Genomic DNA, 22669 nt, shown 5'->3' on the forward strand with positions numbered 1-22669 from the left:
CTGGACTCCGCGGTCGGAGTGATGGATGAGACCACTGAGATGTTTCCGTCTCGTTTGCGCAGGTAGATTGCCATGTTCAGGGCATCGAGAGCGAGGTCGGTGTGCAGCGAGCGAGACACTTGCCAGCCCACGATCTCGCGGTTGAATACGTCCGTCACGAACGCGACGTAGACCCAGCCGGCGAATGTGTGGACGTAGGTGATGTCCGAGACCCACAGCTGGTTCGGCGCGAACGCGCTGAAATGCCGGTCCACCAGATCTGACGGGCACTGCTCACGTGGAGCGGATCTCGTCGTGTTCGGTGCCTTCTTCCGTCGGATCCCGTGGAGACCGAGGTCGCGCATGAGCCGCTCGATCGTGCAGCGCGCGACGTGCCCGCGCCCGAGTCGGTCGTCCTCGCGGTTGAGCACGATGTGCATCTTCCTGGCACCGAAGATACGGAGGTTGTCGTGGTGGACCTGAGCGATCTCCTCCTTGAGGGTCTCGTCGCGGCGTGCCCTGGCGGAGGGCTCACGCTGTTGGCGGGCGTAGTAGGTGCTCGGAGCGATCTGGGTGCCTGCCTCGCGCAGGGTCTTGCAGATCGGCTCGACTCCGAACTCATCCTTGTGCTCGTCGATGAACGAGCAGGTCACCTCGAGGGGCGGTCGAGCTCCGCCGCGAAGAAAGCCGACGCGGACTTCAAAATCGCGTTCGCGCGTCGCAGCTCGCGCACTTCCTTCTCCAGCTCGGTGATCCGCTCACTGTCTGCCGTGGTGGTGCCCGGGCGGGTGCCGGCATCGGTCTGGGCCTGACGGACCCAGCCGCGCAGCGTCTCGGGGTTCACGCCGAGCTGGTCCCCGACCCGGCGGAGCACTCCTCGCTGGTTGCCGGGATCTTCCTCGAGGAGGTCCAGGACCATCCGGGTCGCTCGCTCGCGGAGCTCGTCCGGGTACTTGCGTGGTGCGGCCATGAGGGAGAAGTCCTTTCCGTGGCTACAGTCCCTCCATCATCCCCGGGGCGAATCAAGGCGATCACCACTCGACGGCCTCCGTCGGGCAGGTCGATCGCGTCGATGACGTGGTAGTCGGGCAGGTTGAAGATCGTGCTCGCAGCATCTCGCTGCGAACCAGTATTCTCGTGCACAGGCTCGTGGTCCTCTGGAATGTGGCTGTCTAGACAACACCCATCACAGCAGGACCACGGGCCGTTCTACGCCAGCGACGCGACGCTCTCCTTCACCACCAACCGCGAAGAGCCACGTAGCCGGCACTGACGCGAGAGGTCTCCGGAAACTCTACCTATATCGCAAAGGCGGCTCGGGGGTGCTGTGGGATCCCCGCTCCATGATCTGGTGCCGCAGCTGCGCGTCGACCACGCGGCGCTGGCTCCCAAACGTTGCCGTCCCCTCGACGACACGCGGCGGACCGTCACACCTTAATGCCAGAATCACTCCATCAACACCGGCAACGACGCCGACCAGACCTTATCACCGGCCCCATTAAAGTTCGAGGCTCATCTGCGAAGAGCCTCTTTCAGGCGCTCGCGGTATTCGGCGTCATAGAAATCCGCGACATACTTTTCGACGGGTCGAGCCACTCCATATGTTGGATAGCGATGTAGATCTGTTGCCGGGGTGGTATTTACCTCAATCACATCAACAGTCTGCGGATTGTCGACATCATTGGTAAGCAAATCTATTCCAGCTATTTCAAGGTGAGGTATTGCGCTTGTGGCGCGCACCGCAATGTCTTCGATTTTATCGTGAAGTCTGTCAGTCACATCAAAAAACAGTCCGCCAAGCGCCGTCGTCTTAAAGTATCCGACGATCACTATGTCGCCTTCACCCGGGATTGAGGCAAAATTATAGCCAGCGCCTTCAATCGCAGACCAATCGACGGCGAATTTCGACCTTATTTTACGATTGACATCGCGAGCCTTTTGATCGAGCTCGACAAGTTGGCTGATGCTGCTTTTCCCGTCACCCACGATGAACGGGGGTAGGCGCACTACCGCCGCGACAACACGCTTGTCAACTACGAAAGCACGCACTTCCAGACCTTCAACAAATTGCTCAACCAAAACGCGCGTAAGTTCGTTTCCCGCTTCTACTGCTCCGTCCCAGGCAGCTGCAAACTGCTTCTCCGAGACCACCCCGACAGTAACTCCGTCAGAGGAAGCCGCGTTCGTAGGTTTTACCACTGCAGGCTTGGGCAGCTTCGCAAAATATTCCGCGCCGATCGCTTTCTCGGTCGGCAAGAATTCAGTCCCGGCGGGATTTGCGACTCCCGCGAGATCTAGCATCTTTTTCGTAAAGTGTTTAAATCGACAAATCCTGGTTGTGGTAGCCGGGTGGCGAGTAGCGGAAAGGCCTTTTAGAGTCACCACTTCGTGGCCGCTTGGATCAAAAAGACGAAAGTGCTTCGGCCGATCGGGAACAGGTTCTTTCGTCCAGCCCAAATTTTCAAAATACTCGAGGTAACTCAGGTGAATGGGCTTCGTCACAGGAAGTGGAGCGTACTTAAAATGCGTATCAATGATCTCCTTCTTAATAAAGTTCTTCTCATGCTCGAAATTCACTGACAAAGCGCACTCCTCTAATGTGTAACACTATGACACTATCGCAAAACCTATAAGTGAAAAATGAAGCGTAGCGCAAATTCGGTTGGCGTGCTTCTGGGGCGCTCATACCCCTCCCCCCAATCGCCGACCAAGGGCTACACTTCGCTACCGCCATTCATCAGAAAATCAATGGCGTACGCGTTAGCCAGCCCTTGCATCCCAGGCGAATCGCTTTTCGGCCTTGTAGCCGACCCTCTCCAGGCGGCTATGGTTCCCTTGGCCGCTTCCATCGTCTCCAACGGCATGAAGTCAGCTATTAGCTTAGTGGAAAGCAGTGTTTCGGCCCCTTCGACCCATCTCGTGAATGCATCAGCACGCGTTCCCTGTGGCTCGAGCGTGTCACGCGAATCCCAAAACACTGCACCCACCCTAGGCTCGGTCAGGCTAACCTCGGTTAAACTCGCAATGTTCTCCTCGGTCGGGCTTTTGTCAGGTAGATCAAATTTCATGTACATCAAGCCCGGGCATAGCGATTCCATAACGTCGAAGTAGAGTTGCCTACTGTTCCGTTGATCATTTCGGTCGGTTAGCGAGTCGGTCAATTTCGACTCTAGAGGCATGAATACTAAACTGCGATGTGGTCTATGCCCGAAGTGAAAGCGGTTCCGAAACTCTCGATAATGCAACAGTTCTGGCGATATGCCCGGTTGATGCCCTAGTAGCAAATCGACACTGTCGACCAGTTTTGCGCGCCACTGCTCAAAGCTATCTTTTGAAAGGTAGGGCTGCGCCCTTCTTGCAACCCCATCAATACTCCTGTAGGTGGGCCGGAAATTACCACCACCAGCGCCATGTGCGTGGACTACGTTTGGAGCTGGTCTCGTTCCATACAAATATACAGGATTATATACTCCAAGACAATCTTCTTTCCATCCCCGTATCGCCTCATACTCGTTATGTATAGCGGCAGTTTTCGCCTGAGCTCTATTAATTTCAAAACCGTAGTAGCCCGCAATTTCTTCGGCTACTCGCAGATCGTCAACTGCCCAAGGTGCACGAGAGGATACAACCCGAGTTCTTTCAGCACGAGCCAATGACGAGTCTCTAGACAATGCAAACGCAATAACCGTCCTTGAATCTATACCGCCGCTCAAATCGAATTGAATAAATCCATCATTAGCCTGAAGTATGGTGTAAAGTCTCGATCGCCATAAGTTCACAAACTCAGAGAGGGCATTGGAATATTCCTTAACCTCGAGAATCTTGCGGTAACGGATTTCTGGCTTGAAATCACGGATCTCTAGGTGTGCTATCGAAGGGATCAATCTTATTTGATGAAAGTGCGCGTCGAACGCACTTAATTCGGCTTTACCTTTGTTGAGGTACGCCGCTACGGTGTCTTCAGTTAACGTGAGCGGCCAGCCAGCGCTGCGTACATACTTGACGAGCTTGTACCAGCTTGAACCAATTGCCCACACTCCGTCCGATCGGTAAAGGAACAGCTTCGAAAGTCCTCGGTAGTCTGTTCCTACCGTCCATCCGCCATGCGTTGGATAGGCCGATACGTAACAACCGTCCTCCCCATGCGGGATAGAAGTGGAGCGCTCCTCAAAGAACTCCTGAGCTCCGAGCTCTCCAACCACGAGATCGGTTCCCATCCACGCGTAGCCCTCAAATAGCGGCCCTTCAAGGGGGTCCGCGGACGATATAATCAAGACTGCTCACTTTCCGTTGATCGAACTGCATCAAGTTCAAGATGGGCTAAGTCTCGTTGGCTTAGCCCGGGTTTTTAACGGTGATGGAATAACAAGACCTCGCAGAAAGGAAAATTGGCTTTCTGGCTAGGTAAAATGGTTGTTCCTATGCCATAAAATTTTCGAACCAGGAAGGTCAGCTTCAGTGCGAATGCTACCACCATCGATATCGGGACTCAATCGCCACGCCAGATCCGCTCGAATGCAGGTCCCATGCCCTTCGCCCGCACCGCCTCGAACCTCGGTGCTGCAGAGGTCATCGACAAAGCCTCCGCTGAACTGCAGAACCCGAACCTGAACTAAACCACCGGGGGACTGGTGTACTGGTAGGTGACGTTGGTGATGGAAGGGCCTCGTCGCCGGTACGTGTGACTCTGTGAATCGCCTGTAAGTGTTCGTGGTGGCCGGCCCGGGGCTGGCTGGCAGGGTTGGTGCTGGTAGCCCGGCGCCCGTCGTGACTCGTGAATCGGCTGACCCCTACGGGGTGTCATTCCCGGAATCTGTCCGGCGGGTACCGGGTACCGGGTGCCGGCGCCAGCCCTGGCCCACCACGATGGCTTGATCAGAAGCATGTCCACCGCCGGAATCACGATTCCGGCGGCGTGGCTCATCACAGGCCCGCCTCGTAGTGACTCTCATCCTGGGCCGACGCCGGCAACGACGTCCCATCCCAGCGATTCGAGAGGAACATCGTCATGAACAGTCTGCCCGCCACCGCAGGGGACATCTACCGATACGTCGTCGGAGTCGACACCCAAGCCGCAACCCACTCCTACGCGATCATCGAGGCCCCGAACGGCGGCCTCATCGATCAGAACGTCTTCCCGACCAGCCCTGCAGGCCTGCGACGAGCACGAGAGTGAATCTCGCGCCGAACCGAGGGAAACCTCGACGGTGTGCTGATCGCCGCGGAAGGAACTGGCTCCTACGGAGCAGTTCTCAGCGACGTGCTGCAGCAAGCGGGGTACCGAGTCGTCGAGGCACCGACCCCGCGACGTGCACGAGCCCGAAGCAAGACTGACGCCCTCGACGCGATACTCGCCGCCCGATCGAGTCCCGTCATGCCGTTGACGACGTTGCGAGATCGTCGCGCCGGAGACCTGCAGTCGGCGCTCCAGGTCCTCACCGGCGCCCGTGACCAGCAGAACGCAGACCGATTGCGGTGCATCAACGCGCTCACCGCCCTCGTGCGGACCCACGACCTCGGCATTGACGCCCGCCGGGCCATGACCGGAACGCAGATCGCGATGATCGTGAGCTGGCGTCGCCGCAAAGAAACACTGGGCGCAGCAACCGCCCGCGCCGAAGCGACACGCCTCGCGAAGCGGATCACGATGCTCGAGAGCGACCTCGCCGAGAACCGTGAACAGATCACTCGCATCGTGGAGACCACGGCTCCCGAGTTGCTGGACTTGCCAGGAGTCGGCGCGGTCACCGCAGCCGTGATCTTGACGGTCTGGTCGCACCCCGGCCGAATACGCAACGAGGCCGCATTCGCCATGATCGGAGGAATCTGTCCGATCCCGGCGTCCTCGGGCAACACCACGAGGCATCGCCTCAACCGCTGATGACGCTCCCTGAAATTCCCCACTTCTGCTCACCGAAATTCCCCAGTCTGGGTCGCTCCGTCGCATGAGGCGGGCCTCCCTGGATGCTGGTGGTCTCTGACCACACACCAGCCTTCCAGGGAGGCCCAACGCTCATGCTCTCAGAGAGGAGCAGCGTGGATATCCACGCTCTACACCGGCAGGGAATCACGATCAGCGAGATCGCCCGACGCACCGGCCACGACCGCAAGACCATCCGTTCCTACCTCCGCGGGGACCGCGTCCCCGGAGTCCGCAAACCCGCCGCCCCAGACACGTTCCAGTCCTTCACTGACTACGTCACGGCCAGGCTGATCGAGGATCCTCATCTCTGGGCCGTGACTCTGCTGGACGAGCTGCACCCGCTGGGGTTCGAGGGCTCCTACCAGTCTCTGACCAGGCATATTCGTGACCGGTCGCTGCGTCCGGCCTGCCAGGCCTGCGCCCACGTCACCAAGCGCCCCAACGCGGTGATCGAGCACCCGCCCGGGGAGGAGACCCAGTTCGACTGGCTCGAGCTGCCCGACGCGCCTGAGCACTGGGGCTACCCGACCAAGAGAGCGTTCCTGCTGTTGGGGTCGCTCGCGCACTCCGGGGTTTGGCGGGCGGCTATCGCGCCGTCGATGGACCTGCCCCATCTGCTGGCCGCGATGACGACCGTCCTGGGCCTGCTGGGCGGGTTGACACGGGTATGGCGGTTCGATCGGATGCGGACCGTGTTGGACCCCGCCACCGGCGACCTGACCGCAATGTTCTCCGCGTTCGCGAAGCATCACGGGGTCCAGGCCGTCGCCTGTCGGCCCCGCTCGGGAAACCGCAAGGGCGTGGTCGAGAAGAACAACCACACTGCCGGCCAACGCTGGTGGCGGACCCTGCCCGACGAGATCACCGCGGAGCAGGCCCAGGCCTCGCTCGAGAGCTTCGCGGCCCGCAGGACGGGCGTCGCCGCGAGAGCCCGACCGGAACCACGACAGCCGCGGCGATGCGGGCTGCGGAGCGGCTCCGGGCCCTGCCGCCGATGGCGTTCCCGGTGGTGGTGACCGAGCCGCGGACCGTCTCGCGACAGGCCCTGATCCACTGGCGCGGCAACCGCTACTCCGTCCCGCCCGAACTCGCCATGGCCACGGTGAATGTTCACCAGCACCTCGGCGGGGACCATATCGAGATCACCACCACCTCCGGCGCTGCAGTCGCTCGTCACCGCCTGGCAGAACCGGGCCTGGGCATCACCCAGCGCACTGACCAGCACGTCACCGCGCTGGAGACCATCGCGCTGGCCTCTGCCCCGCCGGGACGGCCCCACCGCCGCAAGGAACGCATCCCGCCCGGGACCGCGGCGTTGGCTGCCGCGAAGGTCTTGACCGGGCTGCCCGCCCCGACTGCCACCGTGATCAACCTGGCCGCCTATGAGCAGGCCGCGAAGAACAGGAACACCCTGACATGACCACCACCTCACCCGCCCCGACCCCTGCGAGCGTCTATCAGCAGCTCAAGGGCCACCTGGACGAGCTGAAGCTCGCCGACGCCGCCGAAGCCCTGCCCGCCATCCTGGACCAAGCCTCTGCCGAGGAATGGACCCTCACCCACGCCCTCGAACGGCTGCTGGCCATCGAGGTGAGCGCCACCGAGAAGCGTCGCCTTGCGGGCCGGTTCCGCTTCGCGAACCTCCCCACCGGCGCTAGTTTGGAGAACTTTGACCACGACGCCGCCTCCGGCATCGACCCCAACCTGTTGAACGAGCTGGGGACCTGCCGGTTCCTGGAGAACGCGACGAACGTGCTCCTCATCGGCCCGCCCGGAGTGGGCAAGACTCACATCGCCACCGGCCTCGGCCACGCCGCGGTCAATGCTGGCTACCGGGTCTACTTCACCTCCGCCGCCGACCTCGCCGCCCGCTGCCACCGCGCCGCAATCGAGGGCAATTGGTCCACGATGATGCGGTTCTTCGCCGGCCCCACCCTGCTGATCATCGACGAGCTCGGCTATCTGCCGCTGCCCGCCGAAGCAGCCTCGGCCCTATTCCAAGTCATCAACCAGCGCTACCTGAAGACCTCGATCGTGATCACCACGAACAGGCCCGTCGGTGCCTGGGGCGAGATCCTCGGCGACACCACCGTCGCTGCCGCGATGCTCGACCGACTCCTCCACCGCTCCGTCGTCGTCACCCTCGACGGAGCGTCTTACAGGCTCCGCCACCACGCCACCGCCGCCGAAGAAATCCGCCGCGCCACCACCGGCACAAACCTCGGCTAACCTAACCCCGCGACCCGGGGAACTTCACCGAGCAACTCTGGGGAAAACCGATGAGCGCCATCACCGCGGCGGGGACCGACGGCTGAACCGCGCGCTGAACACCATCGTGCTCACCAGGATGCGCACCGATCCTGCCACCCGCGCCGACATCGAGCGGCGCCACAGCGAGGGCAAAACATCCAGAGAGATCCGACGCTGCCTCAAGCGCTACATCAGCCGCCAGATCTTCCGATCGCTCGCAATTGCCCACCCCTCCCCGGACACCGCCTCAGCGGCTTGACACAACATAGAAGCATCGGTGAGGCAGGGCAGCGGCGCAATCCGTAGTGCAGCGAGCAGCTGCTCGACGCCGGGGCCTCGCCCGCGCTGAGCAATCCTCAAGCCACCGAGCCGATCGGAGCTCTCAGTCTTGTGACTTCTCGTTCACAGAGTCCTTAGTAGGCGAAACGCGCTCACGTGAGCCGGAACAGCGTGTCCACTGCGGCCCGGGTATCCACGGAAACAGAGAATCCCACTGACCACACCGGCTCCAAGGAACGATCCCGGCGGGAGCGCCACCCGCGAAGAGGGTCTCTCCCGCCCCGGACCGGATCGACAAGGGTGCCTGGTCCCGACAACTCCAGGCGCACCAGTTTGCCGTCTACCCGACGTTCGAACACCAGCGACTCTTTACGCTCGACTAGTTCGAACGAACCATCGATGTTGTACCAGACTACGGCGCTGCGGTTGTCCGGCAACTGCGAGTAGATCACGTCCTTCACCAACAGTTCTCTACCCGGCGTGTAGACGACACGCCGGCGATGGATGTAATCGGCGTGGTGAACTCGAGCGGACAGGTCGAACACGTCGCCTGTTTTGACAGCATCGGCAATGCCGCTGCCGTAGGGCGTGCGATTCCGGCGGTCCTGATCCTCCCCATCCATCTCGACAGTGTTGTGGGCACGGGTGCCCTCCACATACTGACGCTCCGGTGATCCGTAGTAGAACCCCTTCTTGCGGAGGGGTGAATCCGCGGGGAGGAGGTCGCCGTAGCCGTAGCGGCCCGAGTCCACGAGAATCTCGGTGCCACGGTCGTACCAGACGATGTTGAGGTCATCGGCATGCTTGTGCGCACGGGAGTGGAAGGCGGCGCTGAAGGCGAGATAGCCGCTCGCGGCGAGCTCCCCCGGGCCCTGCGGTGCAGGGGAGCGCACGAAGGCATATCCGCCATCGCGGTACACGGCGAGCTCCTTGCCCGGGGCCTCGCCCCGGCGCCCATCGCTCAGGATGAACTGCGTATACGGATCGATGGAAGTCGCGCCGTCGACCGTCATGTATGTCGCAGGGGTGTCCCCGAACTGCACGAGATAGCCGTCAGGCTGCACCATCCAGCCGAGCACCTCGGCGGCGCGCCCGATCCGTTCGCAGATGTCCTCGTCCTCGACGAGGCCGTCCAGCACAACCTGTTCGAAAGAATCAAGCAGCATCCGATGGTAGTCCGGCGAATGCTCGAGATGCGCGCCGTCCGGCGCAAACTGGCGATCCGCCATCGTGCGCAGCCGCGCCGCGCCGTCGTCGTGCAGAGCGCCAGCGCCCGGCAGGGGCGAGCCATGCTTGGCCAGGTGCAGCTGGGAGGCCGCGGTGTAGAACCCGTGGTTGTTGTTCGGGTTGAACGCACGGTCCTCGTGAAGCTCGTCCATATGCCGCAGGATCGCGTCGATGAGCACGGCTGCCTGCGGGTGCAGATCCTCGTGGCGTGCGGTGCGGATCAGCAGGTTCAAGAGCATGGGAGCCCGCAGGGCGAGAGCCATGTCGTACCAGGCCATCGGATCCTCGGGCGCATCGGGATCGAGGTGCGTCCTGATCCAGTCCAGGGCGATGTCCAGGCTGGTCTCCAGCCAGTAGCGGTCCCCGGTCCGTGTGTGCTCCTGTAGCAGCGGCACCATGAACGGCCACGAATGCAGGTTGAAGCCCCATGTGCGATTGGCTTCGCCGACGGCGGCCCAGTCCGGGTGCTCCGTGACACGCACCGGTTCGAACTCCTCGTAGACCCAGCCAGTCGAAACGATGTCCTGTGCGCTCTGCTCCATCTCCACGAGGGAGAACCAACCGGTCAGCGGGGGCTCGGGGAGCTGGTCGAACGCATCCAGGAGGTCGCCCGCGTTCACGCCGCGCTCGCGGAGGCGGACCTCGGACTCGAGATTCAGCGAAGATGGGCCGCTGTAACCCAGCTTCTTGTAGACGCGGTAGTACTCGCTGACGTTGCTGTCCCAGGTCCGGTAATTGCGGACCCAGCGGGAGGCGATCTGGCCGAGCTCCTGGCGTCGCTCGGGATCCTGGAGGAGCTCGAGGAGCTTCCGGGAGAGATCGGTGCTGTCCCCGGCCCGGAACGTCTCGACGGCGCCGGATTGCCGGGCGATCTCCTGCAGGGCGCCCACATCGGACAAGATCACGGTGCGCCCGGTCGAGAACGCCTCGAACGGCTTCAGCGGAGAGACGAGATCTGCAACCGCAGAGGCCTTCCGAGGCACCACGAACAGGTCGATCAGTCCGTAGTACCGCAGCACGTCCTCGTGGGGCACGCGCCCCGTGAAGAAGACGTTCTCGATCTCCGCAGACTTGACGCGCTCACGCAGAGTGGGCAGGTAGGCCCCGTCGCCGACAAGAAGCAGGCACAGCTGACGATCCGAGGTGGCCGCTGCGAGGCGGTAGCCGTCGATCAGGGTGTCGATGCCTTCGTACTCGACAATCGACGAAATGTAACCGACTACGAGGGCATCCTCCGGCAGGCCGATCCCCTCGGCGAGGGCGCGGTCACTCTCCTGGACAGGGAAGTTCGCGGCCTCGACGGCATTGGGCACGATCGAGACGGAGTCCCCCGAGATCTGACCGTGCGCGGAATCGATGATGTGATCCCGCATGACCTCGGCGAGGGTGAACACATGGTCGGGGAGCTGCCGGGCGATCTCTTCGGCACGCTTCCGCAGGGTGTACGCATCAGGCAGCCCGTACATCGAGAAGACAATGTCGGCGTCGTTCCCCCATCCGTTCGCATCGATGGTGCGCGAGAGCCAGGACTCCTCCCAGAAGCCCCGCGACTCGTACACAGTGGGGATCGAGTACTTCGTGCCCACGGCGTGGACGATGAGCGCATTGAAGAAGTCCGACTGCGCATGCAGGACGCTGGGGCGGACCTCGAGCACGAGCTGGGCCAGGCCACGGATATTCTCGGCGAGCCACTCGTCCAGTAGCAGCTGTGTCCGGGCGGCGCCCGGCAGCAGGTAGTAGTCGACTCCTCCGTGCACGTAGTGCTCGGTCTGCTCGACATCGCGCTCGGTGATTCCCGACTGGCCGACGATCGCGACCGGCAGGCCCTTCCGGATCTGGGCGAGGGCCGAGTACTGGGTCCGCAATGTGTACCCGGTCTGCGTCTCGGGCAGCACGCGCCCGACCATGTGCAGAATCGGGCCGGAGGGGTCGTAGGCATCCCCATCCGGCAGCTCGGGCTTCACGAGCAGGGGCTGGGAGAACAGCGAGATCTCATGCTCGATCTTCGCCACCGCTTTGGCGTCGTTCTCGCGGCCGGACTTCCTACGGACCTGTGAAACTGCCTGTGTGGCGAGCCCCCAGTACCCAGCAGCACGGAAGTACCGGTAGATCGCCCGGGAGGTGGTGAGGTTTTGCTCCGCAAGCAGGTCGAAGCTATCGAGCAGGGGACGTACCCGCAGGTAATCACCCCGGGAGTAGTAGTCCGCAAAGAGCTTCCGCGCGCTCTCCAAGGAGAGGAAGGAACGAGGGTCGCGCCCGAGTTGGATCGCCGACTCGAAGGAGGTGCGCGCCTGCTCCCGTGAACCAGCCCGCAGAGTGGATACCTCTTCTTCGAGCGGACCGAGGAAGCCGCTCGGAACACGGCTGCGCAGCACCCGCAAGTCCTTCCGGACCGCTTCGAGACGCTCCGTGGACTTCTTCTGCGCGTTGCGAGCGGCACTCACCGCACGGTGCAATGACGCGATTTCCTCGTCAACGGCTAGGAAACGGGCGTCAAGGCTCTCCACGAGTTCCCTTTGCGACGCAACGTGGCGGGAGCCGCGCTCGTCGAGCTCGCTGAGCGCTCGAGTGGTCACCGCAAGGCCGGAGTCGAGTCCCACCACCGACGAAACGGTGTTGGCGATCCGGCGATCGTGGTCGGCGGACTGCACCCCCACGTCGCCTACGCGGGCGCCGAATGCGGTCACTCCCTGGTCGAGAGACTCCGTCTGTTGTTCAACAACGCCGACACGATGCTCGACATCGTCGGCACGCCTCTCGACGTTCTTCGCCCGGGTCGCCAGGCGATCTGTGGTCCCGGTCAACCGTGCGGTGAGACGCATCGCCGCGAAGCACGTGGCGAAAACGAGGGCAAGTCCGAGGGCGCCAGCGACTATCGCCAGGATCCAGGATCCCATCGCCGTCGCGATGGCCAGGACGATCACGAAGACCGCCCACCCCACCCCAGCCGCCAGGATCGCTGTTCGAAGTCGGTCACGCATGGTCGTCATCTCGTTCCTGCTCGTCCTGCCAGATGCTGAGGCTGCGGCGCGCTCAGACGGAAGGGGTTCCGAAGTCCGTCGGGCGCTCGCCACCCAGGAACTTCCACTTGATCGCGGCCACGGTGCGGGCTGCTGCTTGGCCATCACCGTAGGGGTTCACAGCATTCGCCATGGCTTCGTAGGCCTCGTGCGAATCCATCAGGAGGGAGACCTCGTCGACAAGACGCTGGCGATGGGTGCCGATCAGCTTCACCGTTCCCGAGACGACAGCTTCAGGCCGCTCGGTGTTCTCTCGCATGACCAGCACGGGCTTGCCGAGGCTCGGGGCCTCCTCCTGGACGCCGCCGGAATCGGTCATGACGATGCTCGCGAGGCTCAGTGCCCGCGTGAACTGGGCGTACGGCAGCGGCTCGATGAGGAGCACGTTGTCGAGCCCCTCGACGGCCGGCTTGATCGAGGCACGGACCTTCGGGTTTTTGTGGATCGGGAACACGATCGTCAGGTCCGGATACTTCCGCGCGAGATCTGCCACGGCGCCGCCGATATCCTCCATGGCGGAGCCGAGGTTCTCGCGGCGGTGCGCGGTGACCAGCAGGACGCGCTCCTGCCCCTTGTTGCCCAGGCTCCGCTGCAGCTCTTCCAGCCGCTCATCATCGAAACGCACGTCGAGCGTCGAGGTGGCGTGCAACAGGGTGTCGATCACGCTGTTGCCGGTGACGACGATGTCGTTCTCGCTGACGTCCTCGCGCGTCAGGTTCGCCTTGCTGGTCGAGGTCGGTGCGAGGTGCAGCGCTGCGATCTGACTGGTGAGCTTGCGGTTCGCCTCCTCGGGGAACGGGGAGTTGATGTCCCCCGAGCGCAGGCCCGCCTCGAGGTGCAGAACGGGGATCTGACGGTTGAACGACGCGACGGCCGCCCCCATGACGGTCGACGTATCGCCCTGAACGATCACGGCATCGGGCGCCTCGTTCTCGAGGATCCCGTCGACCCCGCTGATCACCTTCGCCACGATTCCGTTGAGGCTCTGCCCTGCGGCCATGATGTTCAGGTCATGGTCGGGAACGATCTCGAACATCGTGTTGACCTGGTCCAGCATCTCTCGGTGCTGCCCGGTGACGACGAGCACGTTCTCGAGGTCGGCGTCGGCCTCGATAGCCTTGATGATCGGAGCGACCTTGATCGCCTCGGGACGCGTGCCATAGATGGTCATGATTCGAAGAGTCACAATATTCTCCTTGGGGATCGGGGTGCTTCGAGGATCGGGATGATTCAGTTGTCGTTGTGAGGGAAGATCGTCGAGGGGAAAGGCTTCTTCAGGGACGGGGTGTTCCGGTCGTAGGCCTTCGTGAAGGGATCGGGCTCGAACTCCGAGGCGACGTGTCGAGTGCGTTTCCCCGTCGTGGGTTCAGCGTCCACTGCAGGGAACAGCTGCTCGGCGCGTCGCTGGGCGTCACCCTCCAGCACGGCATCGCGGAGCAGGCCCGCCGCCTTGTCCTCATCGCCCTGTGCCAGATTATGCGCGAACCAGCGGTACTTGCGGGCCACCTCCGCGGCGTCCCCGTCCAGCACCATCCGCCCCCGCTCCATCCAGATGGCGCGGGAGCACATGTTCTCGATGGTCTGCGCGGCATGGTTCACCAGGAACACGGTGCCAGCATTCGCCAGCAGCTTGTCCATCGCGTTCTTGGACCGCTCAGCGAATGTCGCGTCCCCGGTAGCCAGCGCCTCGTCGATCATCAGGATCGAGGGGTCCGCCGCCAGGGAGATCGCGAACTTCAGGCGCGATCCCATCCCGGACGAGTAGGTCTTCATGGGGAGGTCAATCGCCTCTCCCAGCGCCGAGAGCTCCACGACCTGCTCGAAGATCTCTTCCGCGCGGGCCGGGGTGAGCCCCATGGCCAGTGCGCCGAGCTTCACGTTCTGCGCGCCGGTGAGCTCGGGGATGAGCGCCGCACTGACCCCCAGCAGGACCGGGCGGGCGGAAGTAAGCACCGTGCCGGAGCTCGGCGCCTCCAACCCTGCGAGGGCACGCAGCAGTGTCGACTTGCCGGAGCCGTTGCGCCCGATGATCCCCACGAACTCCCCAGAGCGGGCTGTGAAGGACACTCCGCGCAGAGCCGCCACGTTGACCATCTGCTTGCGCGTGACCTTCCCGAGCAGGCCGGTACGAGGGGTTCTGTCGGTCCGCAGGGCCCGGTACCTCATCCGCACCTCGTGTGCGACCACCGTCACCGGAGAGGACTCCGGGGCGTGCCAGCGCTCATCCGCCGGTCCGCCGCCATTGTTCTGCTCGCCCTGCGTCACGTCACTGCTCGTTGCCATAGGTGGCCTCACCTCGCCAGAAAAAGATGAACCCGAACACGGTGAGCCCCACCGACCAGGCGCCGAGGATCATCCAGTGCTCCGCTGCGGGGACTGTGCCGTCCATGAGCACTGCGCGGTACAGGACCAGCATGTGGTAGATCGGGTTCACACTGATGAGGGCCGAGGCGATCGGGTTGGTGAGGAAGCGTTCGATCGGGAAGATCACGCCCGATCCGTACATCAGGAAGCGTGCTACGAACGTCATGAACTGCGTCGTATCCGGGAAGAAGAAGCCGACCCTCGCCATGAACAGCGAGATCCCGAGGTTCAGGAAGAATTGGAAGACGAAGATCACTGGCACCAGGAGCCAGGTCAGCTCCGGCTGCTCGTGGTTCGGCACCACCATGATCATCACGATCATGATCGCCACGGTGTACACCATCTGCAGGGACTCGCGGATCTCCGCAGAGATCGGCAACGCGGCCCGCGGGAAGCTGAAAGCCCTGATCATCGCCTTGCCGGAGAGTAGCTGGCCCGGCCCCTGACTGATCGCCCGCATCGTGGAACGGAACATCAGCACCCCGATGATGATGAAACCCGGGTAGTTCTCCATCCCGCGCGTGATTTTCAGGACGAGTCCGAAGATCACGAAGTACATCGCGGCGTCGAGCATCGGCTTCAGGATCAGCCACGCGCTACCCAAGCGGTTGCGACTGTTCTGGGTTGCCACTCGGTGGCGAGCGTCCATCCAGATAAAGTGCCGGCGATCCCACAGCTGGGCCAGGTACTCACCGAGGCGGGGTCGCACACCAACCGGGGTAAGACCATCCGCCTGGTATCCGCGGGCGTCGAGGGCTTCGACGATCTGCTGGGGGGTCTTCACGTCAGATGCCATCGGGACCGCCCTCCTCTGCTCCGCTCGTCACTCGTGAGTACACCACGGCGTATCGTCCCACCTGTTCCGGCCAGGAGCGGCCTCCGACAACGAATAAAGACGCCGTCTCAGACGGATCGGTGCCGGTCCATCTCTCGCTCGAAGCCACGATGGCCGCTGCGAGGGCGAGCGGGTCCCCGGCTGACACGCACTGCGCGACAGTATCCGGCCCCGCGTTCGGGACCACCTCACGCAAGGCAGGAAGGTCAGACAAGATCAAAGGTCGTCGCAGCGCCAGCGCCTCGATCGGCTTCTGCGGAGTGACGGACCGGGCTACGGCCACGTCCCGCCGGGGGACGACGACTACGTCCAGTGCCTCGACCCAACGACGCGCCTCGTCTCGTGGGACCCTTCCCGGCAGGTGCACTCGGTCGCCGATTCCCAGCTCACCGGCGAGATCGACGAGGCCCGGACGGGAGACGCCATCCCCCGCAAGGACCACACCGAGCCGTCGGCGCAGGTCATCGGGCGTGCGCTGATCCTGCACGAGATGCGCGACCGCGCGGAGCAGCACATCGAAGCCCTCGTACTCGACGAGCGCGCTCACGGCGCCCACGAGGAACGCGTCGGCCCCGAAGCCCGCTACCTCCTCCAACTGAACGATCTCCCGGGCCCGGGCCGTGCTGACATGGCCCTCAAAGAGGGACCCGTCGACCCCATTGGGGACCAGGGTGATCTTCTCGCGGTTCACCCCGCGCGAGACCAGCTCGTCGGCCATCGTCGTCGACAAGGTGACGACGGCGTCCGCATCGCGCGCCTGCTCGCCTTCCTTCGCGGCGATGAGGCGGTGCTTCTCGGAGGCCGTGGCGGCTACGCGCCCTTCGTCGCTGGTGTGCGACGCGACCCAGGTCTTCTCCATGAGCCCGCGCACCTCGAACACCCATGGCAGGCCGGTCGCGTCGGAGACCGCTTGCGCCACCAGCGCGTTGTGATAGTTCGTGGTCGCGTGGAGGACGTGCGGCCGGAACTCCTCGACCAGCTCCACGGCCCGGGCTACCTCGGCCTCGAGTCGCTCCTGCTGGGTCTGCGGAAGGCGGGCGGGCAGGGTGCGCACGTAGCGGATGCCGTCGACGATGTCTTCGTCGTGAGCAGTGGGGATGCCCACCATCACCGGGTATCCGGTACGGGTCAGAGCGATCGATTCGATGCCCTGGTCGCGCAGAGCGGTCAGAATGCGGTGGCTGCGCAGCGAGTACCCGGATTGGGTATGGGGCAGAGAATTGGTCAGGAGGTGCAGCACACGCAGCGGCTCGTCGTCGTGGCGTTCGGCCGTCGCAGAGACATGCACGTGTGCCGGGACCGGCAATCGGAAGTCTGGCTGGAGGAGCTGCAGCTCGCTGCGAAGTCGCCGCGCGTACCGGGAGTCGCGCTGTCCGGCGTCTTCCAGGATGTTCAGCGCGTCGCTCATCCCACCGCGGGACCAGGCGGCGCGGGCACGCGTTGCCGCAGGGGCGGAGGGAGAAATCAGGTCCACCCGGTCCAGGAGGATCGCCACCTCGCCGGCCAGGCGGGGCATCAGGTGCCCGGAGCGAGCATCCGCTCGTTCCACGGCCTGCTCGGCGTGCGCGTCCCGCCCGGTCATCACGGAGCCCAGCGCCCCGATTGCTGGCACCGCCGCACCGATCTGCTCCAGCGTTCGGCCCACCGCCATCCTGGGGCCGAAGGGGAGCCGCCTGCTCACCTGGATCGCGAGCAACGCCGGATCGTCGACCAGATGCTGCAGAGCTGCGGTCGCGAGAAGCCTGCCGTTCCGCAGGGTTCGCCGCGCGGACGACACGATGGATGTCGCCCTCAGCTCGCTATGCGCAGCAGGAATGTTCACGTGCCTGAGAATACCCAGTGAATGGGCCGCGCCGATTCTGGGGCGTGCCATTCACGCAGGTCGCACAGCATGGACATGCGAAAGACCACGTTGCTTCGCGGTACTGACCGGTGATTCCTCAATGCTCTATCGCCCCCGCGATGCGCTCGCGCAGTTCGATGAACTCGGGCATTCTGCGCATTTCCTCGCCGAGCACGCGGCCCGCACCGGCGGAGAGGGTGACGTCCTGGTCGAGCACCACGCGGCCGGGCCGGGCGCTCATCACGAGCACCCGGTCGCCCAGGAACACGGCCTCGTCCACGTCGTGGGTGATGAAGAAGACCGTGCGGTGCTGCTCGCGCTGGAGGGTGAGCAGATCGCCCTGGAGCCGGGAGCGGGTGATCGCGTCGAGCGCGCCGAAGGGCTCGTCCATGAGGATCACGTCGGTCTCGTTGGCGAGCACGCGGGCGATCTGGGCACGCTGCTGCATACCGCCGGAGAGCTCATAGGGTTTCGCGTCGCCGAAGTCCGGAAGTCCCACCAGCTCGAGGTACTCCTGCGCCTTCTGCGTGCGCTCCTTCTTCCCCACCTTGCGCATCCGCATCCCCAGGGCCACGTTGTCGCGCACCGTGAACCACGGGTAGAGGTTGGGCTGCTGGAACACGACGCCGCGCTCGGCGCCGGGGCCACCGATCTGCTCTCCCCGGTAGCGGGCGGTGCCCCCGGTGGGGTCGAGGAAGCCGGCGATGATCTTCAGCAGCGTGGTCTTCCCGCAGCCGGACGGCCCCACCACGCACACGAACTGCCCCTCGGGGATCTGCAGATCCGTCTCGGCGAGCGCATGGACCACGTCCCCGGAGTCGGTGACATAGCGCTGGGAGACCCCGTCGAGAGTGACGATCGGGGCTGCCCCCGTCGTGCCTGTTCCTGTCGTGCCTGTTCCTGTCGTGCCGGACTCCGCCGTGCCGGTCCCCGTCTGCTGCTCGCTCACTTCGCCGCCTCCTCGATCGCGTCGCCGTAGGGCATCTCTGCATACACCGAGCTGTCGGCGAGCGCGTCGATCTCGCGCTGCTGCTCGAGGAACTCGGCAGTGCCGCGGAACGCCTCGGCCAGGCCGTCACCTCCGAAGTACTCCGGTCCTGCCTGCTCCTGCAGCGTGGGGTAGAGGTATCCGTCCAGCAGCTTCTGCGCGTCCTCGACCGGCACGCCGAGCTGCACGCTGATGGAGACCGCGGCCTTGTCGGGCTCCTCGGTCAGCAGCCGGGTGCCCTCGGCCTGCACGAGGGTCCACATCCGCAGGAAGTCGGGGTTCTCCTCGAGGAACGAGGCGGTGCCGGCGACCAGGTCGTAGGTCGGTGCGCCCAGGCCCGCGCTGTCCTTGCTCGAGAGGATCGGGTGACCGCTCTCCACCAGCTGGGTGAGCGTGGGCTCCCACACCCAGGCCGCGTCGATCTCGTCGCGCTGCCAGGCGGCGAGGATCGCGTCGGTGGCGAGGTTGATGACGCGCACCTTCCCGGTCAGGCCTTCCTCACCGAGAGCGGTGAGCAGGGAGTAGTGCGCGGTGGAGCCGAAGGGCACCGCAATCGTCTTGCCTGTCAGGTCGGAGAGCTTCTCGACTGCCGGGTCCTTCACGATGAGGGATTCGGCGTCACCGATGACATCGCTGATCCAGATCACCTTGACATCCTTGGACAACGGCGGGGACGCGGACTTCACGGCGGGGCTCGAGCCCACCTGGGAGATGTCCAGCGACTCGGACCCGAAGGCCTGGATGGCGTCACCGCCGGAGTTCATCTTGATCCAGGAGATGTTCGCCTCGGGCATGCACGCCTCGAGCAGCTCCAGGTCCTTGACCACGAGGTCCCCGTTGGGGATCGCCTGCCACCCCACGCGAGCGGTGGTGGTGATCGACGGGTCCGGGTCGACGGGGCAGGCGATGTCGCCGGCGAAGTTGTCCGGGTGGCTGGTGCGGCCGGAGGACACACAGCCGCTCAGCGCCAGCGTGAGACCGAGCGCGGCCGCCGTGAGGCGCAGCGCCGTGCCGCGACGCCTGGTGGGAAGGGGATTCATAGGTCTCAGACCTTTCCGTGCCAGGGCACCAGGCGGTCGCCGATCCACCGGATGCAGCCATCCAGGGCGACGGCCACGAGCCCGATGACGATGATGCAGGCGATGGTGAGAGGGGTCTTCAGCTGGGTGCCGGAGATGTAGGCGAGACCGCCGATGCCGGGGATGCCGTTGTTGAGCTCGGCGGCGACCACGGTGGTCCAGGCGAAGCCGATCGCGAGGCGCACCCCGGAGAGGATCGAGGCGGTGGCCGCGGGCAGCACCACGAAGCGGGCGATCTGCGGAGATCCCGCGCCCATGCTGCGGGCGGCGGAGACGTAGTCCTCGCGCACCCCGCGCACGCCGTCGATCGTGGCGATGACGATCGGGGGGAAGGCGGCGAGGAACAGGAGCAGGAACTTCGAGAGGTCGCCGATGCCCACCCACACGATGATCAGGCCGATGTAGCCCAGCGGGGGCAGGGCACGCAGGAAGTTCAGGTACGGGGCGAATGCCGTGTTCGCGGGCTCCCACATGCTCATCAGCCCGCCCAGCGCGATGCCGGCCACGGCCGCCAGGGAGACGCCCACGCCGATGCGCTGCAGGGAGGCGAGCAGGTGCTCCCAGAGGTAGTAGTTCTGCACCCCGCAGACGGTGCGCCCCGTGGCCTCATCGACCTCGATACACCGGTTCGCGTCGACGAACGCCCCGAAGACGGCCTGAGGGCTGGGCAGGTACAGCGGGTCCACCAGCTTGAGCGCGGTGATCAGCCACCACAGGGCCAGGACCACCACCAGCACGCTGGCCTGGAGGAGCCGGTTGCGGCGCAGCCGGCGGGATCGGCCACGCCGAGCCGCCTTGGCGACCCGGGTCGAATGCTCGCTGTCCTCGGCGGGATCGGGGCCTTCTGCTGGATCGGAGCCCCCGGCGGACCCAGGATCCGCGGAGGATCGGGCGGCCGCTGCCGCGCTGGCGCTGTCACTCATGAGCTGCTTGAGCTCCGTCCCGTGTCGTCGATTCGCTGGGTGGACACTACCCCGCGAGGGCAGGCGTGACGGGCGTTCCGCCCAGTCAGCCCCTCGATCGAACCCGACCCTCAGCCATCTGACCAGCCCTCGGAGCTGATCGTTACCGGACTGTTCGCTGTCGCGCCGCAGATCCGGTCCGGAGCACGACCCGCCCCGTCGGCCGCGTGACACGATCGACGAGACCGCCTCACCGCATCGAAGGACTGCTCACCGTGGAGACGCTCTACCATTCCGGCCCCATCCTGACGATGGTCGATCAGGACGACGCCCCGGAGGCGGTGATCGTCCGTGACGGACGGATCGCCGTCGTCGGCGCCCTGGACGACGCCCGTGCCTAGCTCGGACCCGAGGCCACCGAGGTCGACCTCGACGGCCGCGCCCTGATGCCCTCGTTCATCGACTCCCACGGGCACCTGCTGCAGCACGGCGCGCTGGCAGCCGTCGTCGACCTCGAGCACGCGACCAGCATCGACGAGATCGTCGCCGCCTTCCGCGAGCGCCTCGCCCAGCGCGAGCCCGACGACCGCTCCCCGCTGATCGGCGCGAAGTACGACCCGAACCTGCTGGCCGAGGGCCGCCACCCCACCCGGTTCGACCTCGATGCCGTCACCACCGAGCTGCCCGTGTTCGCCCTGCACCGCAGCCTGCACGTGGCCGTCGGGAACTCGGTGCTCGTGGACGGGGCGGGCCTCACCGCCGAGACCCCGGATCCCGAGGGCGGGCGCTTCGGCCGCACTGCGGACGGCACCCCCGACGGCTACGTCGAGGAGCACCCTGCGATGGCCGCCTTCGCCGCAGCCCTCGACCCAAACCGCAGCGGCGGGCTGCTGCCCGGCGGCGCGGCCGACCCCTCCGCAGCGGTCTCGCTCGCGGTTCAGGACTACCTGCGCCATGGCATCACGACCGCGCAGGAGGGCGCCGCGGACCCCACCGGGATCGCGAGCCTCGTGGGCGTCGCCCAGGCCGGCGGGATCGGCCTGGACCTGGTCTGCTATCCCGTCGTGCAGACGGGCACCGTCGCCTACGACACGCATCCGGACTTCGCGGGCGAGTACGTGGGCGGGCTGCGCCTGGGCGGGTACAAGATGATCCTCGACGGCTCGCCGCAGGCACGCTCGGCCTGGATGAGCGAGCCGTATGCGGCGATTCCCGGGGACGAGTGCCCCGGCTGCGCGTACCCGATCCACTCCCCCGAGCAGGTCGAGACGTACGTGCGCGAGGTCGCCGCCCAGGGCCGCCAGCTGATCGTGCACTGCAACGGCGACGCCGCGGCCGAGCTGTGGGTCGCCACGGTCGAGCGCGTCGGCGCCGAGGTGCCCGCCCTGCTCGGGGCCCGGCCGGTGATGATCCATGCCCAGACCGTGCGCGACGACCAGCTGGAGAGGATGGCGCCGCTGGGCATGATCGCGTCGATCTTCTCCGTGCACACCTGGTTCTGGGGCGACGTGCACCTGCGCAACGTCGGGCCCGAGCGCGGGCGCCGGGTCTCCCCCGGGCGCTCCGCTCTGGACCGCGGCGTGCGCATCACCCTGCACCAGGACTCCCCCGTCACGCCCCCGGACATGCTGCTGACGATCTGGGCGGCCGTGAACCGCATCAGCCGCGCCGGCCGGCCCGTGGGCCTCGAGCAGCGCATCTCCACCTGGGAGGCGCTGCGTGCCGTCACCACCGACGCCGCCTACCAGTACGGCGAAGAGGACACCAAGGGCCTGATCCGCGAGGGCATGCGCGCCGACCTCGTGATCCTCTCGGCGAACCCTCTGACCACCGTCCCGCAGGACCTGCGAGACCTCGAGGTGGTCACCACGATCAAGGACGGGGAGGTCGTCTTCGAGGCGTGAGGCCGCGCCGCCTCGTCCCCTCCCGACCGTCCAGCGGCGCTGCGCGGCGGCGGTGTGCTTTGTGCGGAGTGCTGTG

General features: G+C 64.8%; 18 protein-coding genes, 1 pseudogene and 1 other annotated feature. Of the genes and pseudogenes, 7 read left to right on the forward strand and 12 right to left on the reverse strand.

The features are described 5' to 3' along the window. The 4 genes from ACT3UL_RS18655 to ACT3UL_RS18670 form a co-directional block, all read right to left on the reverse strand. The coding region (locus tag ACT3UL_RS18655; RefSeq protein WP_444579895.1) for an IS3 family transposase at positions 1–632 on the reverse strand (632 nt) is incomplete at its 3' end. Continuing rightward, positions 540–668, reverse strand: a sequence feature (AL1L pseudoknot). It overlaps the preceding gene by 93 nt. Next, positions 629–949 carry a transposase gene (locus tag ACT3UL_RS18660; RefSeq protein ID WP_444579896.1) on the reverse strand — a complete coding sequence of 107 codons (321 nt, stop codon included), beginning with the start codon at positions 947–949 and terminating at the stop codon, positions 629–631. (Overlaps the previous feature by 40 nt.) The genes ACT3UL_RS18660 and ACT3UL_RS18655, both read right to left, overlap by 4 nt. A gap of 542 nt (positions 950–1491) precedes the next feature. Beyond that, positions 1492–2556: an ATP-grasp domain-containing protein gene (locus tag ACT3UL_RS18665; RefSeq protein WP_444579924.1), complete on the reverse strand. Its 1065-nt coding sequence runs from the start codon at positions 2554–2556 to the stop codon at positions 1492–1494. 137 nt (positions 2557–2693) lie between these two features. After that, on the reverse strand, positions 2694–4196 hold the full coding sequence (locus ACT3UL_RS18670; RefSeq protein WP_444579897.1) for a hypothetical protein: 1503 nt from the start codon (positions 4194–4196) through the stop codon (positions 2694–2696). 791 nt (positions 4197–4987) lie between these two features. On the opposite strand from ACT3UL_RS18670, the gene ACT3UL_RS18675 reads away from it, so the two are divergent. The 5 genes from ACT3UL_RS18675 to istB all read left to right on the forward strand — a co-directional run bounded on the left by ACT3UL_RS18675 (position 4988) and on the right by istB (position 8131). Continuing rightward, positions 4988–5155: a hypothetical protein gene (locus ACT3UL_RS18675; protein ID WP_444579899.1), complete on the forward strand. Its 168-nt coding sequence runs from the start codon at positions 4988–4990 to the stop codon at positions 5153–5155. Between the two features lie 33 nt (positions 5156–5188). Beyond that, positions 5189–5860 (forward strand): transposase, encoded by a 672-nt coding sequence (locus ACT3UL_RS18680; RefSeq protein WP_444579900.1) that lies wholly within the window; start codon positions 5189–5191, stop codon positions 5858–5860. 155 nt (positions 5861–6015) lie between these two features. Continuing rightward, the gene (locus ACT3UL_RS18685; protein ID WP_444579902.1) at positions 6016–6918 is read left to right on the forward strand and encodes a hypothetical protein; all 903 of its coding nucleotides are present in this window, start codon (positions 6016–6018) and stop codon (positions 6916–6918) included. Further along, positions 6897–7322: a Mu transposase domain-containing protein gene (locus ACT3UL_RS18690; protein ID WP_444579904.1), complete on the forward strand. Its 426-nt coding sequence runs from the start codon at positions 6897–6899 to the stop codon at positions 7320–7322. Before ACT3UL_RS18685 ends, ACT3UL_RS18690 begins: the two co-directional genes overlap by 22 nt. Next, the gene (gene istB, locus ACT3UL_RS18695; RefSeq protein WP_444579905.1) at positions 7319–8131 is read left to right on the forward strand and encodes an IS21-like element helper ATPase IstB; all 813 of its coding nucleotides are present in this window, start codon (positions 7319–7321) and stop codon (positions 8129–8131) included. The genes ACT3UL_RS18690 and istB overlap by 4 nt, the downstream gene beginning before the upstream one ends. 452 nt (positions 8132–8583) lie before the next feature. Here istB and ACT3UL_RS18700 read toward each other — a convergent pair whose 3' ends face one another. From ACT3UL_RS18700 to ACT3UL_RS18735, 8 genes are all read right to left on the reverse strand, one after another. Continuing rightward, positions 8584–12648 carry a glycosyltransferase gene (locus ACT3UL_RS18700; protein WP_444579907.1) on the reverse strand — a complete coding sequence of 1355 codons (4065 nt, stop codon included), beginning with the start codon at positions 12646–12648 and terminating at the stop codon, positions 8584–8586. A 43-nt stretch (positions 12649–12691) separates the two neighbouring features. Then, on the reverse strand, positions 12692–13864 hold the full coding sequence (wecB, locus tag ACT3UL_RS18705) for a non-hydrolyzing UDP-N-acetylglucosamine 2-epimerase (protein WP_444579909.1): 1173 nt from the start codon (positions 13862–13864) through the stop codon (positions 12692–12694). A gap of 44 nt (positions 13865–13908) precedes the next feature. Continuing rightward, a complete protein-coding gene (locus ACT3UL_RS18710) occupies positions 13909–14961 on the reverse strand; it encodes an ABC transporter ATP-binding protein (RefSeq protein ID WP_444579911.1) in 1053 nt (350 codons plus the stop codon). Continuing rightward, the gene (locus ACT3UL_RS18715; protein WP_444579913.1) at positions 14945–15838 is read right to left on the reverse strand and encodes an ABC transporter permease; all 894 of its coding nucleotides are present in this window, start codon (positions 15836–15838) and stop codon (positions 14945–14947) included. The genes ACT3UL_RS18710 and ACT3UL_RS18715 overlap by 17 nt, the downstream gene beginning before the upstream one ends. Beyond that, a complete protein-coding gene (locus ACT3UL_RS18720; protein WP_444579915.1) occupies positions 15828–17522 on the reverse strand; it encodes a glycosyltransferase in 1695 nt (564 codons plus the stop codon). The genes ACT3UL_RS18715 and ACT3UL_RS18720 overlap by 11 nt, the downstream gene beginning before the upstream one ends. Positions 17523–17817: 295 nt before the next feature. Continuing rightward, complete coding sequence (locus ACT3UL_RS18725) at positions 17818–18669, reverse strand: ABC transporter ATP-binding protein (RefSeq protein WP_444579917.1); 852 nt, start codon at positions 18667–18669, stop codon at positions 17818–17820. Next, complete coding sequence (locus ACT3UL_RS18730) at positions 18666–19748, reverse strand: taurine ABC transporter substrate-binding protein (RefSeq protein WP_444579919.1); 1083 nt, start codon at positions 19746–19748, stop codon at positions 18666–18668. The genes ACT3UL_RS18725 and ACT3UL_RS18730 overlap by 4 nt, the downstream gene beginning before the upstream one ends. 5 nt (positions 19749–19753) lie before the next feature. Next, on the reverse strand, positions 19754–20710 hold the full coding sequence (locus ACT3UL_RS18735) for an ABC transporter permease (protein WP_444579921.1): 957 nt from the start codon (positions 20708–20710) through the stop codon (positions 19754–19756). A gap of 254 nt (positions 20711–20964) precedes the next feature. Here ACT3UL_RS18735 and ACT3UL_RS18740 point away from each other — a divergent pair, with 254 nt between their 5' ends. Together ACT3UL_RS18740 and ACT3UL_RS18745 are read left to right on the forward strand one after the other, a co-directional pair. Next, the gene (locus ACT3UL_RS18740) at positions 20965–21090 is read left to right on the forward strand and encodes a hypothetical protein (protein WP_444579923.1); all 126 of its coding nucleotides are present in this window, start codon (positions 20965–20967) and stop codon (positions 21088–21090) included. A gap of 30 nt (positions 21091–21120) precedes the next feature. Further along, positions 21121–22593, forward strand: a pseudogene (locus tag ACT3UL_RS18745) (amidohydrolase); the annotation flags it as partial. Between the last annotated feature and the right edge of the window lie 76 nt (positions 22594–22669).

This window comes from Brachybacterium sp. 107 (assembly GCF_052379725.1).
Taxonomy (GTDB): Bacteria; Actinomycetota; Actinomycetes; order Actinomycetales; family Dermabacteraceae; genus Brachybacterium.